Origin of the sequence: Micromonospora sp. LOL_024 (assembly GCF_048060415.1) — a bacterium.
In the GTDB taxonomy this organism is placed as follows: Bacteria; Actinomycetota; Actinomycetes; order Mycobacteriales; family Micromonosporaceae; genus Micromonospora.
The window spans coordinates 15443-30074 of the sequence record NZ_JBHMIS010000003.1 but is presented as its reverse complement, the minus strand read 5'-3'; the positions used below and the strand labels follow the sequence as shown (position 1 = coordinate 30074).

The following is a 14632-nucleotide window of genomic DNA, read 5'->3' as shown; positions in this document are numbered from 1 at the left end:
GATTAGGTGGGCACCGCACGGTCGCGGAAGGTCCGGTACACGTCGGCGAGGTCGGCGCGCAGGCCGTCGGGGTGGTACTCGGCACGGATCCGTTCGGCGGCCGTGTGCCCGGCCGACACCAGGGCGGCCGGGTCCTCCTCGTAACGGCGTATCGCCTTCTCGACCGCGACCGCGTAGCTCAGCAGGTCACCCTCGGCGACCGGGGCGCAGTACCGGGGGTCGAAGAAGTCCCGTCCGCCGAGGCCGGTGAAGCCGACCACGTACGCGCCGCTCGCCATCGCCTCGGCCGGCGGGAGGCCGAATCCCTCCCGCTCGCTGAAGCTGAGAAAGATCGCGCAGCCACGCAACGCCTCGGCGGTCGCCGTCTCGGTCAGCCCGTCGATCGATACGAGTTCCCAACCGTCGAGCGCGCCCCGGGACCGCAGGATGTGCAGCAGCTGCTCCTGCTCGGCGGTGCGGCGGCGCGGCATGTGGCCGATTCGCCGTGCGGCCGGACGATCCGGGGGGTGGAAGACCTCCGGGTCGACCACCACCCGGGCCAGCCGGACGTCGAGGTCCGTGAAGGCATGGCGCAGCAGCGCGACGTTGTCCCTGGAGACGGTCAGCAGCGCCTCGACGCCGGGGCAGCCCCGATAGGGCGCACCGGCCGAGGTGCCGGCGAACGGTACCTCGGCGAAGGTCTGGTAGGCGTTCTGGTTGAAGATCAGCTTCCGGGCCTGGGCGGGTAGCCGGTGCAGCCCAGGCCCGTAGTACTCGGGCACCACCAGGAGATCCGTCGGGCCGAGCGTGACCTGCCCGGCGGCGGTGACCCGGGTGTCGTTGGCGAACCAGTCGGCGCGGAAGCCCGGCCGGGAGTGCAGCACCGTGGCGGCCGTGCCCGACTCGTTGAGTAGGTCGACATGCCGGTAGAGGTTGCGGATGCCGCCGCTGGGCTTGTTGTCGTCGGGGCTGAGGTAGTAGACGGCGCCCGCCCCGGCGTGGTTGGTCTCGTACCGCATCGTCGGGGGGGTCCGTTGCCGCAGTTCCCGAGCGTGGCCGAGCCGCCCGAGCCAGGCCCGCCCCGCGCGCCTCGCCGTGCCGATCACGAGGAGCCGTCGGGGGCGGCGGGTGGCGGGGTCGCGTCGGTGGGCGCGGCGGGTGGCAAAGAGTTCGGCGTTGGCGCCAGCCGGCGCCAGACACCCAGGTAGGCGGCTGCCTGGTGCTCCCAGGCGAGGACGGCGGTGAACCGGTCGCGGGCGACCGCCCTCATCTGCGCCAGCCGCGCCTCGTCGTCGAGCAGTTCGTCGATCGCCTTGCCGAACTCGTCCCCACTGCCGGTGGCGACGTACCGCCCGGCCGCGCCGGCCGTGCGGCGGGTCTCCAGCAGGTCGACCGCCACCACCGGTAGCCCTCTGGCCAGGTACTCCACCGTCTTGGCCATCGTCGACAGATTGGTCATGTCGCTGAAGACGTCCGGTTGGATGCCGAGGGTGGCGCCGCGCAGCAGCGCGTCGACCTCCGGTGCCTGGAGCCATCCGGTGAAGCGGACCACATCGCCTAGCCCACGCTCGTCGACCATGGCCCGCAGCACGGGCAGGCACTCGCCGTCCCCGGCGATGACCATCTCCCAGCCGTCCCGGCCCCGTAGCCCGACGAGCCGTTCGGCCGCCAGGACGGCGCGGTCCACGTGATCCTGCTCGTTGATCACCCCGATGTAGACGATCTGCTTGTCGTCCGCCGGGTCTCCCGGTGCCGGGGCGGCGATCTCGCCAGCGGCGGGCCCGTTGCGCACGATCGTCACCTTCTCGGGCGCACAGCCACCCCGGGTCAGTGCGATCTGACGGTAGGACTCGTTGGTGGCGACCACCTCGTCGGCGAACCGCATCGAGAGCCGTTCGAACCAGGTGAGCAGCCGGCTGACCGCGGGCCGCGGCGTGGCGGTCTTGCAGGCGTACAACTCGGGGCTCAGATCGTGGTGGTCGAAGATCCAGCCACGGCCGGTGGCCCGCATCACCAGCGCCAGTGGCCAGAAGACGTCCGGCGGGTTGCAGACCTGCGCGGCCACCACCCGGTGCCGGGCGACCAGCACGGCGAGGTGCCACGCGACGCAGAGGAACGCCCAGGCGAACTCCGCGGCGAAGGAGAGCAGCCCGGCGCCGGCGAAGGGTTGGGGAAAGGAGCGGATCGCGGTGTCCCGGCTGCCGGGCAGCTGACGCAGCCCGTCTCGGCCACGCGGGCAGATGACGGTCACGCGGTAGCCCGCACTCTCCAGCGCGAGGCTCTCCCGGATCACCCGCCGGTCCCGCTCGGCCGGCAGGTTGACGACGGCGATGGCGACGTGTGGCCGCCGCACCGTCGGGCCGGTGGTGGTGGTTTCCGCGTGCGCGTTCGCCCGCGACCCTGCTGCGGTCATGGATGCCCCCTCCGGCGACAGGTCGATCGCCGCCCGCGAGGAGGCCGGTCGTGCCGTCATCGGCTGACGGCGAGGACCGTGTCGCCGGTGTCACGATCGTGGAATCAGGGCGTCGGTACATCCCCCGTTGGTACTGTGCCGTCTGTCAACCCGCCGACTGATTGGTCAATAAGTCGGCATTGTGGTCCTCGTCCCAGATCTAAGTTTCGTCCGAGTGTTCGCTCTTTCTTGCCAAGGTATTGCCGGCGCGGAGACACTTGCCTGGGCCCCGTAGCATCGAGTCCGCCGGCTGGTCCCGGCGTTCCGTGCTGCGGCGCGCCCCTCGACTTCACCTGGAATTCAGCAAGGGGATCTAGTGGACCTGTGGGACATGACCAAGCTGCTCTTCCGGCGCTGGTATATCTCCCTGCCCCTCATGCTGGTCGTCCTCCTGCTCGGCGGTGTGACGAGCCAGGTGGTGAAACCGGACTACAGCGCGAGGGCGCACATCCAGTTGATCCCGCCGCCGGTCGTCACCGGAGCGGACGGTCGGCAGAAGCCGATCAAGAATCCCTGGTTCGACCTCGGCTACATCGCGTTGGGCAACGCCGCGATGATCGATGTGACCCGACAGGCCGTGCTCAAGCAGATGGCGGCGGACGGCCTTTCCGACAACGTCACCGTCGTGATGGACCGGGTGCCGCTCTTCGAGATCGAGGCGGTGGGCAGCTCTCCGGAGCAGGCCACCGCCACCGCCAGGCGGATGCTCAATCTGATCGCAGACGCGGTCGCCGAACGGCAGAGCTCGTTGCAGGTGGGGGAGGGCGACCTGATCACCACCCTTGCGCTCGACGACGGCACCGAGGTCGAGGTACAGAACTCGAAGGTTATGCGGGTGCTGGTCGTGACGCTCGGCGGCGGGCTGCTGATCGCGGCGGGGGTGACGGTCGCGGCGGACGCGCTGCTGCGCCGTCGGGGCCGCCGACGGGCCGGCGCCGGAGGCGGGGCGGCGACGCCCGGCGAGGCCGGCTCCCAGCCCGCGAGGCGTCCGGCGGCCGCGTCCTTCGACAGCGAGGCCACCCAGGTGATCGGGTCGGCGGGCCGGGCTTCCGCTGCGACCGCGACCGCGGCTGTGCCGCGGCCGGCCCGGCCGCAGCCGGGACCTGGCGCGAACCAGCCGGCGGGCGGCGGGGCCGCGCCTCAGCCGGTCCGACGGGAGCACTCCGCCGGCGAACATCCCACCCAGCGCGGTGACGCCGACCAGCGACGCCCGGCACCCGCCCCCCCACCGGCCGACAGCGACGCCACGGTCGTGCTGCCGATCTCCCACTCCGCCAACTGGCCGCGTAGGAGCGGCGCCGACCGGCAGTGACGGCAACTGCGTACCACCCTGTCGACCTCGAGCCGATGCTCCTGTCGCACGGCACGTACGGCATCCGCCGGTCCCGGTCCCGGCTGGACGTCTCCGTACTGCTCGGCCTGACCATCGTCCTGCTCTACGTGCTGCCCGGCACCCTGATCGTGCCCAACCTGACCTACGCCGGTCGCCCGGCGCTGCTACTGGCGCTGCTGCTCTTCGCGTGGTGGTGCCTGGTCCGGCTCAATCCGAGGCTGCTGCTCGTCGGGCCGCAGCCCATCCGCTGGGTGCTCGGCCTCTACCTCGTCGCACATCTGATGTCGTACCTGGCCGGTTTGCTGCGTGGCCTGCCCACCCAGGAGGCGAACGCGCAGGACTTCGCGACGCTGCAACTGCTCGAGTTCCTGGGCGTGGCGCTCATCGCCGCCGACGGGATCCGAAACTGGGACCGGCTCAACCGCGTGCTCCAGGTGGCCGTCTGGTGTACCGGATTCATGGCGATCGTGGGCATCATCCAGGCGGTCTTCAAGTACGACGTCTCGACACACCTGGTGATCCCGGGCCTGGAGGTCAAGGGCGGTCTGGCCGGTTTCGGGCAGCGCGGGGACGAGGGCCAGTTCCGGGTGGCCGGCACCACGGTCCACTACATCGAGTACGGCGCGGTCATGGCGATGATGGTGCCCTTCGGTATCCACGTGGCCCGGTTCGCTCCCCGCCGAAGCCACCGGCGGCTGGCGGCGGTGTGCGCGATGCTCGCTGCCGTGGCCAACCCGATGTCCATCTCCCGCACCGGCATCGTGGCGCTCGCGCTCGCCCTGCTCGTCATGGTGCCTGTCTGGTCGTGGCGACTTCGGTACACGTTCCTGTTCCTGGGCGCCGGCGCGGTGATGGCGATCATGTTCCTCAAGCCGGGAGTGCTGGGCACGCTCAAGTCGATGTTCCTGAACGTGGGGGTCGACCCGAGCATCGAAGGGCGGACCAACGACTACGAGCTGGTGGGGCACTTCTTCGACCAGCGTCCGTGGTTGGGCCGGGGGCCACGGACGTTGCTGGCCGATCCGGTGCGCGACACGATTCTGGACAACCAGTGGCTCTACACCGTGGTGACCGGAGGAGTCGTCGGCGTGTTCGCCCTGCTCGCCGTGCACGTGGTCAGCATCGCGCTCGCGGTGATCGCGTTCCGTCGCGCTACCCGGGAGGAGGACCGCCACCTCTGCACGGCCCTCGTCTCGGCCCAACTGGTCGCCGTGGTGGTCGGGGGGACCTTCGACTCGCTCTACTACACGACCTTCGCCATCAGCCTGGCCCTCTTCGTGGGACTGAGCGGCGCGGTCTGGCGGTTGACCCACCCTGCCCGTATCATCCGCACCTCGACCGTACGGGGATTCGATTGACCAGCATCGTGATAGCCGCGCACAACGAGGCCACGGTCCTCGACCGTTGCCTCGACAACGTGCTGCGCAACGCCGTCGTCGCGGATCCGGCGCAGGTGATCGTCGTACCGAACGGTTGCTCGGACGAGACCGCGGCGGTGGCCCGTCGCCGTGGCGTCACCGTCGTGGAGGTGGCCGAGCCCGGGAAGGCGGCGGCCCTGAACGCCGGTGACGCCGTGGCCACCGGCTTTCCGCGTGTCTTTCTCGACGCCGACGTGCTCCTCGACGAGGGTGCCCTCGACGTGCTCGCCCGGGAACTGGACCGCTCCGGTGCGCTGGCGGCCGTACCGGCCCGGCGGATGGAACTGTCCGGGCGGTCACCGGCGGTGCGCGCCTACTACGCCATCCACTCCCGGCTGCCCGCCGTCGTCGGAGGTCTGTACGGCCGCGGGGTGGTCGCACTCTCCCGCACGGGCCGGGAGCGGTTCGGGCTGTTTCCCGCGGAGACCGCCGACGACCTCTTCCTCGATTCTCTCTTCACCGAGCAGGAACGGCTCCTCGTGACCACGACGTCGGTGCGGGTGGCGGCGCCGATCGGGGCGGACGACCTGATCCGGCGCCTGGTGCGGGTCCGTGCCGGCAACGCCGACCTGCGCGAGACGTTGCCGGGGGTCCGCCGTTCGAACAGGCGCGCCTGGCTGACCGATGTGGTTGCCCGCGCCCCGTGGTTGGCGCCGGCGGCCGTCTGCTACGTCGCGATCACCCTCCTGGCCGCCCGGGGTGCCCGTCGAGCACGGCGTGCCGGCCAGGTCGCCTGGGGCCATGACCGAACGAGCCGAGCCGCCGGTAGGAAAGCTTGACCGGTCGTACGGCAGAACTGGCCGATGCCGCAGGGTGCAGGCCGGCGGCACGGCGATAGGCTCCGCCGAAACTGTTTGCAAGCCAGTGTCGCCGACGTGATCGGCCGTCGAGGCTAGTCGATCGATCAGAGCCGACGGTAGCAGCCTGACGGCGTTGCGTACAGGTCGGTGTGGGGATACGTCCGAGGGAGCAACGTCGTGAGTACAGATCAGGGGCGGTGGGCCGACCGTCGAAAGGCGTTGTCATCGTCCACAGTGGCCAGGCGTCGGTTGGCGGGCGCGGTGGCGCTGGTCGTGGCGGCAGCGGTGGGTGCCTTCGTGCTCCCCGGCGCCGCCTCCGCCGATCCCTGCGACCCGATGGTCAATCCGGTCGTCTGTGAGAACAGCAAGCCGGGAACCCCTGCCTCGGTGTGGGACATCGACGGAAGTGGCGACCCGTCGATCCAGGGCTTCGCGACCGACATCAGCGTCAACGCGGGTCAACAGGTCGACTTCAAGATCAAGACTGATGCGGCGGCGTACACCGTCGAGATCTACCGGCTCGGCTGGTACGGCGGGGACGGCGCCCGCAAGGTCGCCGACGTCAGCCCCTCGGTGTCGTTGCCCCAGAACCAGCCCGAGTGCGTCACCGACGTGGCCACCGCGCTGTTCGACTGCGGCAACTGGGCGGTCTCCGCGTCCTGGACCGTGCCGTCGACGGCGGTCTCCGGCGTGCACATCGCCCGGCTGCGGCGCACCGACACCGGCGGTGACAGCCACATCACCTTCGTCGTCCGGCAGGACAGCAGCACCTCGGACCTCTTCTTTCAGACCTCCGACGCCACCTGGCACGCCTACAACAAGTACGGAGGCTCCGACTTCTACTCCGGCGGCGGCTCGGTCGGCCGCGCGTACAAGGTGAGCTACAACCGGCCCTTCGCCACCCGCAACAGCGTCGAGCGGCGGGACTTCCTCTTCGGCGCCGAGTATCCGATGATCCGATTCCTGGAGCGCAACGGATACGACGTCAGCTACACCACCAACGTGGACAGCGACCGGCGCGGCGAGCTGATCCAGAACCACCAGGTGTTCCTCTCCGTCGGGCACGACGAGTACTGGTCCGGCGCCCAGCGGCAGAACGTCGAGGCGGCCCGCGACGCCGGCACCCACCTCGCCTTCTTCAGCGGCAACTCGGTCTACTGGAAGACCCGGTACGAGACCAGCAAGGACGGCGCCGACATCCCCTACCGCACCCTGGTCACCTACAAGGAGACCTGGGCCGACGCGAAAATCGACCCGTCGGACGAATGGACCGGCACCTGGCGTGACCCGCGGTTCAGCCCGCCGTCGAACGGTGGCCGCCCGGAGAACGAACTGATGGGCACCATGTTCATGGTCAACGACGGCGACCTCGCGCTGACCGTGCGGGCCGAGGAGGGCAAGTACCGCCTCTGGCGCAACACCAACCTCACCTCACTGGCGGCCGGCACGTCCGCCAGTCTGGCGCCGCACACCGTGGGCTACGAGTCCGACGAGGACCAGGACAACGGCTTCCGGCCGCCGGGTCTGATCCGGCTCTCCACCACCACCGGCGAGGTGCCGCAGCGGCTACAGGACTTCGGCAACAAGGTCGAACCGGGTGTCACCACCCACCACCTGACCCTGTACCGCGCGGACAGCGGCGCACTGGTCTTCGGCGCCGGCACCATCCAGTACACCTGGGGTCTTGACGAGGTGCACGACGGGCAGTCCACGCCGACGGACAGCCGGATGCAACAGGCGGTGCTCAACCTCTTCGCCGACATGGACGTGCAGCCGGCCACCCGGATGAGCGCCCTGGCCGCGGCCACGGCGTCGACGGACACCACGGCGCCGACCGTGACGATCTCCGCACCCGCCGGGGGAACGACCCTGGCCCGGGGCGCCGAGGCGACGATCACCGGCACCGCCAGTGACGTCGGCGGACGGGTCGCCGCCGTGGAGGTCTCCACCGACGACGGGGAGAGCTGGCACCCGGCGACGGGTACCACCTCCTGGTCTTACAGCTTCCACGCCGCGGGCCTGAGCACCCAGGTGGTGCGGGTACGAGCGACCGACGACAGCGTCAACACCGGCAACCCGGCCGTCCGGGAGTTCCAGCTCAGCGGCCCGAACACCCTGTTCGGGCTGCGGGAGCCGAAGCAGCCCGCGGTGGACGACGCCGGCGCGGTCGAGTTGGGCGTCCGGTTCACGCCGCAGACCGGCGGATACGTCACCGGTGTGCGGTTCTTCAAGGGCGCCGGCAACGTCGGCACCCACCTCGGCCGACTCTGGACCAACTCCGGCCAACTCCTCGCCGACGGCACCTTCACCGACGAGACGGCGACCGGCTGGCAGACCCTCACCTTCGCCGAGCCCGTGCCGGTCGCCGAGGAGCAGACCTACGTCGCGTCGTACTTCACGCCCACGGGCAACTATGCCGCCGACAACTGGGCCTTCACCCGCGACTGGGCCAGCGGACCGCTCGTCGCACCACGCTCGGCGGCCGGCGCCGGCAACGGTCTGTTCCGGTACGGCTCCTCGGGTGGCTTCCCGAACGAGTCGTTCGGCGCGGCGAACTACTACGTCGACGTGACCTTCGCGGTCAGCGAGGAACTGCCCCCGGCCGTCACCACCACCACTCCGGCCGACAGCGCCGCTGACGTCGACGTCGACGCCAACCCCTCCGCCGTCTTCTCCAAGGCACTCGAACCCGACACCATCTCCTTCAGCCTGAGCAGCGGCGGCGCCACGGTCGGTGGGGCCACCGCCTACAACGGCAGCCTGAAGAAGGTGACCTTCAGCCCGTCGACGCCGCTGGACCCCTCGACGAGCTACACCGCCACCGTCGTGGCCGAGGACACCGAAGGGCGTTCCGGGAACGCCACCTGGTCGTTCTTCACCACCATCGACGGTGAGGTGCACACCCTCTTCGCCGCCGACGACGTTCCGGAGACTGCGGCGCACAGCGATCCCGAGGCGGTCGAGTTGGGTGTGACGTTCCGGCCCCGGGCCGACGGCAGGGTGGTGGGCGTCCGCTTCTACCAGGGGGCGGGCAACACCGGCAGCCACCCGGTGACGCTCTGGTCGGCCGCCGGCACCCCGTTGCGCGTCAGCACCCTGCCGAGCACGACCACGGTGGGATGGCGGACCGCGTACTTCGCCTCCCCGGTCGAGGTGGAGGCCGGCACGAACTACGTGGCTTCCTACTTCGCTCCCAACGGCTTCTACCCGGGCGACAACGGGTACTTCGCCGGCACCCAGACGATCGGGCCGCTGGTGGCTCCCGGCGGCAACAACGGCGTGTTCCGCTACGGCTCCAGCGGCTTTCCCAGCCAGTCCTACGAGTCGACGAACTACTGGGTCGACCCGCTCTTCCTGACCGACGAGGAGATCCCACCGGCGGGGCAGCCGGGTTCGCCGCCACCCGGCGCCCACGGTGTCTTCGCCTCGACCGACGAGCCGGCGGTCGCGAACTGGGACGACAACGCCGCGGTCGAGGTGGGGATGCGGGTCACCCCGTCCGCCGACGGTGAGGTCTACGGCGTGCGGTTCTACAAGGGACCGGGAAACACCGGCACCCACACCGGGTCTCTCTGGTCCGCCGGCGGTAGCCGGTTGGCCACCGTGACCTTCACCGACGAGACGGCATCGGGATGGCAGACCGCGTACTTCCCGGAGGTTGTGCCGGTCAGCGAGGGCCAGCAGTACATCGTCTCCTACCACACCACGGTCGGCCGGTACTCGGTGACAGGTGGCGGACTGGCCGAGGCGCGTACTGTCGGGCAGCTGACCGTGCCCGCTTCGGGCGCGACCTACCGTTACGGTTCCGGAGACGGATTCCCGTCCTCGTCGTCGAGCGCGAACTACTGGGTCGATCTGGTGTTCGCCACGAACTGACCGCCGGCGGGCGGGAGCGTCGCGGATCTCGACGCCCCGCCCGTGGCGTCGATCCACCAACCGGCGGTACGTCCGCCGACCGCTCGAAGTGGGGGACAAGGTGCGACTGCTCGTCGGCCTGCACCATCTGGAACTCGGGGGCAGTCAACTCAACGCCCTGGATCTCGCGGTCAGCGTCCGGGACCAGGGCCATGAGGTCGCGGTCTTCGGTAACTATCGGGACCAGCCGGGGCCGGTGGTCGACCTGGCGCGGCAGGCGGGACTACCGGTGATCGCGGTACGGCACCGGGCCGAGCGTCTGGGCCACACAATGCCGGTCCGGCCGGGACTGTCCCGGGCGCTGACCCGCGCCGTCCGCGGCTTCCGGGCCGACCTGGTGCACGCGTACGAGTTCTCGGTGGCCCTCGACGCCTTCTACGGCCCGCACCTGCGCCTGGGCACTCCGATGGTCACCACCGTCTACGGCATGCGGGTGCCACGTTGGCTGCCCCGCTACGGTGGCCTTGTCGTCGGCACCGCACAACTGGTGGCGGAGACCGCCGCGATCCGGCCCCGAGCGGCGCTGATCGAGCCTCCGGTCAACACCGACGTCGACGATCCGGCGGTCGTCGACGGCCACTCGTTCCGCCGGCGCCACGGCATCTCCGCCGACGAGATCGTGATCGGTGTCGTCTCCCGGCTCGAACCGGACATGAAGGCGGAGGGCGTGCTGCGGACGATCCGTGCGCTGCCGCTGCTCGACGACGACCGGCTCCGGTTCGTGGTGACCGGCGGCGGCCCGTCGGAACCCGACGTGGCGGCCGAGGCGGCGCGGGTGAACCGGATGCTCGGCCGACCGGCGGTGGTGCTGACCGGCCCGATGGACGATCCGCGTGAGGCGTACGCCGCCGCGGACATCGCTCTGGGCATGGGTGGTTCGGCGTTGCGGGCGATGGCCTTCGGCCGTCCGCTGGTGGTGCTGGGCATCGGGGGCTTCTCCCGGAGTTGCGCACCGGAGACCATCGACTACTTCCTCCGCTGGGGTTTCTACGGCGTCGGCGACGGCGACCTGGATCCGGCCCCGCTCGTGGCACAGATCGGCGAACTGATCGGCGACCGGCGCCTGCGCGCCGACCGTGGCGACTGGGGGCGGCGGCTCGTGCTGAGCCGGTTCAGCCTGAAGGCGGCCACCCATACCCTGCAGGAGGTCTACGCCGGGGCGCTGCGGCACCGGCCCGCGGCGGGTACCCGGCTGCGGGAGGGGCTCCGGGTGGCCGGGCACAAGGCCGCCGCCGACCTGATGCCGCCCGCCGCCCGCCAGAGGATCCGGCGGCTGCTCGGGTGAGTGTCGAGGAACGCCCGTCCGCACCGGCCGCCGAACCCACGCTCTTCACCAGGGCGTCCCGGGCCCTGGGCTGGAGCATGGCGAGCACCATCATCGGCCGGTTCAGCACCCTGGCGATCGGCATCGCGTTGGCCCGGATCCTCGGCCCCGACGCCTTCGGCACCTTCGCGGTGGCCCTGGTGGTCCTGCTGGCGGTGCTCAGCTTCAACGAACTGGGGGTGAGCCTGGCGATCGTCCGCTGGCCCGGCGACCCCCGGGAGATCGCTCCGACGGTCGCCACGCTCTCGGTACTCACCAGCACCGCCGTCTACGGCGCGCTCTACCTCGGTGCGCCCGTTCTCGCCCGCGCGCTCGGCGACCCAGAGGCGACTACCGTCATCCGGATCCTCGGGCTGAGCGTGATCGTCAGCGGGCTCGTCGCGACGCCGGTGGCACTGCTGCAACGCGCGTTCCGTCAGGGCCGCAAGACAGTGGCCGACCTGGTGACGAACTGGACCAGCGCGTTGGTCTCGATCGGCCTGGCACTCGCCGGCAACGGGGCGATGAGTCTGGCCGTCGGGCAGCTCGCCGGCTCGCTGGCCGGCGCGGTGCTCTTCTTCGCCTTCGCGCCACAGGGCCTGCGATTCGGCTTCGACCCGGCGAAGGCCCGCGCCCTGCTCCGTTTCGGCCTGCCGCTCGCCGGCTCCAGCATCGTCGTCTTCGCCACCACCAACCTCGACCGGGTGGTGGTGGGCGTGACGCTCGGTCCGACCGCGCTCGGCTACTACGTGCTGGCGTTGCAACTCGCCCAGTGGCCGGTCACCGTCTTCTCCCAGCCGATCCGGGCAGTGGTGCCGGCCGCGCTGGCCCGGTTGCACCACGATCCGCCGGCCATGCGCCGATCGCTGCTCTCCGCCCTCGGCCTGCTCGCCGCGATAACCGTCCCGGCCTGCCTGCTGCTCGCCGCGACGTCGGGCCCGCTGATCCGTCTCCTCTACGGCGAGGTCTGGCAGCCGGCGTCGGTGGTGCTGCTCTGGTTGGGGCCGCTGGCGGCGCTACGCATCCTCTTCGAGCTCTTCTACGACTACTTCGTGGTGATCGCCGACACCCAGGTGGTGCTCACCGTCCAGGCGGTGTGGTTCGTCGTGCTGTTGCCCGCCCTCTACGCGGCCTGCGTGTCCGGCGGGCTGTGGAGCGCTTCGGCGGTGCAGTTCGCCGTCGCGCTGCTGGTCATCCTCCCGCTCTACCTCGCGTCGCTGCGCCGGACCGGTATCGGGCCCCGGCCGGTGGCAACCCGGTTGGGAGCGCCGCTGCTGGGTGCCGCGGCGGTCGCGGCGGTGTCCCTGCTGATGGCTCGGACCGGTGCGGCCGACCTGGTGGTGCTCGCGGTCTCGGGTGTCTCCGCGCTCGCCGCCATCGGGATCCTCGGTTACCGGCTGCGGCACGTCGTCCGGGACCTGAGGACGGTCGGCTAGCCGGTCACCGCCCTAGGGTTTCGCCGGCGATGGCGATGAGTGACTTCGGCAGCCCCGCCAGCCGCTCGGTGAGTATCCGCGAACGGGGAAAGAGCATCCGCATCTGCGTATAGTCCACCAGGTCCGTCCACAGCACCTCCCGCACCGCCTCGTCCCGCGTGCTGGGGCGGGTGTGCGCGAGTGGCCACCGTCGGGCCAGTCGCGCGCGGGCCGACACCGGCAGGTACTGCATGCCGGGGGCGATCCAGTGCGGTTCGATCGGAAAGTGTCGGTACGGGGTCTGGACCCAGTGCCGGTCGGCGAGTTGGTGTACCGCCTCGCCGAACCTCACCCGTCGCTCATGCCCCCCCACGTGTTCGATCACCGAGTTGCTGAACACGAGGTCGTAGCGGCGGGCGGCGATCCGCTCGGGTAGTTGGCAGGCGTCGCCGTGGTCAACCTCGGCCCAGTCGGGTAGGTCGGCGGGCGCCACTTCCAGGTTGACGACGTGCACGTGGGCAGGACGAACCGGGGTGTGCTGCCAGGTGTCGACCCTGCCGCCGAGATCGATGACGGTCATGTCGGCGAGGTCGGGGAAGGTGTCGGCCAGCCAGCGGGCGCGACGGGCACGGCGCCGTCCGCCCCAGGATCGATCCGTGTCCACGAGAAGATTTCGCAGTCGGGGCATGGCGGCGAGATTACCGTCACGGCTCACCGTTGGCACCCACCGCTGTGGTGGGTCGCCCACCCGGTCGTGCTGCCGCCGCCGCCCGGCTGGAGGAGTGCCCGAAGCCCGCCGAGGAGTCAGCCGCAGCGGGCGAGCGGCGTGACCTCGCCGAGCACACGGCCGGTGGTCCAGTCGTACCGGACCGTGGCGTTCGCGCTCCAGGTGCCGACCTTCCGGCAGTTGATGTCGATCGGGCCGAAGGCGTACGAGTCGTGCACGATCTTGTTGCCGGTGATCGCCGGGAACCAGCCGCCGCTGGCGCGCAGCGCGTAGCCGCCGCCGGCGAGCAGGTTGTCGCGGATCGTCCCGCCGTCGTTGTGCTGGTCGGGGATGAAGATCGGCGCGGTGGGACAGTCGTCGAGGCGCTGGTCGATGGTGTTGTGCCGGAGCACCACGGTCGGGCCGTGGTAGCCCTGCACGCCGTCACCGTGCGGATCCACGCTCCGGCACATGCCGGCCGGCACGGCCAGGCGGGCGTACGAGTCCTCGATCGTGACCGGTCCGGCGCCGGGGAACTCCTTAGCCCCGACCCGCCAGCCTTCCATCCGGTTCACCACCTTGCACCGGCGGCAGGTGTAGTTGGCAACCCCGAACGCGTAGTGCTGGTTGGTGGAGAACTGCTGGCCGGGTGGATTCACCACCTCGGAGTCCTCGATGAGCAGCCGTCCGTAGATGCGGTCACCGACGAAGTTGTCGACGGTGCCGTGCAGCCGGGTGCGGCGGATGACCACGTTCTCCGCCTTGACCAGGATGCTCCCGGTGACCAGGTGATCTTCCAGCACGGTGCCGGGCCGGGTGATGACGAGGTCGCCCTGGTGCCGCACCCTGGGCGTCCAGCCTGCCGGCACCCCGGTGCAGGCGGCGGTGGGATAGCCCGGCAGAGCACAGCCGCGGCTGGCGCTCGGTGACGGGGCCGGGCCCGGCGGTGCAGTGGGACTCGGCGACGAGGTGGGCCGGGGTGGCGGTACGGGTGCTGGCGCCGGCGTGGACGGGCTCGGCTGTGGCGGCCGGCGGCGCCACCGGTCGTACCCGCCGGGGCGGCCCTCCGCGGTCGGAGTCCCGGCCACCTCGCCGGAGCGGGCCTCCGGCGGTCGCTGGCGGCTCGCCGCGAAAGAGTCGACCGCGAGGACCCCGGACGTCGCGAGCAGCACCCCGAGGGCGCCGACGACGGTGAGTCTGCGGTAGGGACGGTTCCCACTTCTGGGCTTCATGGCGCGCTCCTCGCGGTTGGGGCTCCGCGCGGCTCGCGGGCGCGGTCCGGACCGGTGTGTCGTCCCGGCGGAGCCGGGC

Annotated in this window: 10 protein-coding genes; 6 read left to right on the top strand and 4 right to left on the bottom strand. The window is 70.9% G+C overall.

The annotated features are described in order from the left end of the window. Positions 1-2 precede the first annotated feature (2 nt). Positions 3-998: a glycosyltransferase gene (locus ACFHWY_RS05795; protein ID WP_416579051.1), complete on the bottom strand. Its 996-nt coding sequence runs from the start codon at positions 996-998 to the stop codon at positions 3-5. Between the two features lie 83 nt (positions 999-1081). Further along, on the bottom strand, positions 1082-2392 hold the full coding sequence (locus tag ACFHWY_RS05790; RefSeq protein WP_416579050.1) for a glycosyltransferase family 4 protein: 1311 nt from the start codon (positions 2390-2392) through the stop codon (positions 1082-1084). A gap of 370 nt (positions 2393-2762) precedes the next feature. On the opposite strand from ACFHWY_RS05790, the gene ACFHWY_RS05785 reads away from it, so the two are divergent. The 6 genes from ACFHWY_RS05785 (at position 2763) to ACFHWY_RS05760 (ending at position 12636) form a co-directional block, all read left to right on the top strand. After that, complete coding sequence (locus ACFHWY_RS05785; protein WP_416579049.1) at positions 2763-3743, top strand: hypothetical protein; 981 nt, start codon at positions 2763-2765, stop codon at positions 3741-3743. 35 nt (positions 3744-3778) lie between these two features. Next, positions 3779-5122 (top strand): O-antigen ligase family protein, encoded by a 1344-nt coding sequence (locus tag ACFHWY_RS05780; RefSeq protein ID WP_416579048.1) that lies wholly within the window; start codon positions 3779-3781, stop codon positions 5120-5122. Further along, positions 5119-5961 carry a glycosyltransferase gene (locus tag ACFHWY_RS05775; RefSeq protein WP_416579047.1) on the top strand — a complete coding sequence of 281 codons (843 nt, stop codon included), beginning with the start codon at positions 5119-5121 and terminating at the stop codon, positions 5959-5961. Before ACFHWY_RS05780 ends, ACFHWY_RS05775 begins: the two co-directional genes overlap by 4 nt. Before the next feature lie 198 nt (positions 5962-6159). Next, positions 6160-9858: a DUF4082 domain-containing protein gene (locus ACFHWY_RS05770; RefSeq protein ID WP_416579046.1), complete on the top strand. Its 3699-nt coding sequence runs from the start codon at positions 6160-6162 to the stop codon at positions 9856-9858. A gap of 100 nt (positions 9859-9958) precedes the next feature. Beyond that, the gene (locus tag ACFHWY_RS05765) at positions 9959-11182 is read left to right on the top strand and encodes a glycosyltransferase family 4 protein (protein WP_416579045.1); all 1224 of its coding nucleotides are present in this window, start codon (positions 9959-9961) and stop codon (positions 11180-11182) included. Beyond that, entirely contained in the window at positions 11179-12636 is a 1458-nt protein-coding gene (locus tag ACFHWY_RS05760) for a lipopolysaccharide biosynthesis protein (protein ID WP_416579044.1), read from the top strand. Before ACFHWY_RS05765 ends, ACFHWY_RS05760 begins: the two co-directional genes overlap by 4 nt. 4 nt (positions 12637-12640) lie before the next feature. On the opposite strand, the gene ACFHWY_RS05755 is transcribed toward ACFHWY_RS05760, so the two are convergent. Together ACFHWY_RS05755 and ACFHWY_RS05750 are read right to left on the bottom strand one after the other, a co-directional pair. Then, entirely contained in the window at positions 12641-13303 is a 663-nt protein-coding gene (locus tag ACFHWY_RS05755) for a class I SAM-dependent methyltransferase (protein ID WP_416579279.1), read from the bottom strand. Positions 13304-13419: 116 nt separating this feature from the next. After that, positions 13420-14553 (bottom strand): hypothetical protein, encoded by a 1134-nt coding sequence (locus tag ACFHWY_RS05750; protein ID WP_416579043.1) that lies wholly within the window; start codon positions 14551-14553, stop codon positions 13420-13422. Positions 14554-14632 lie beyond the last annotated feature (79 nt).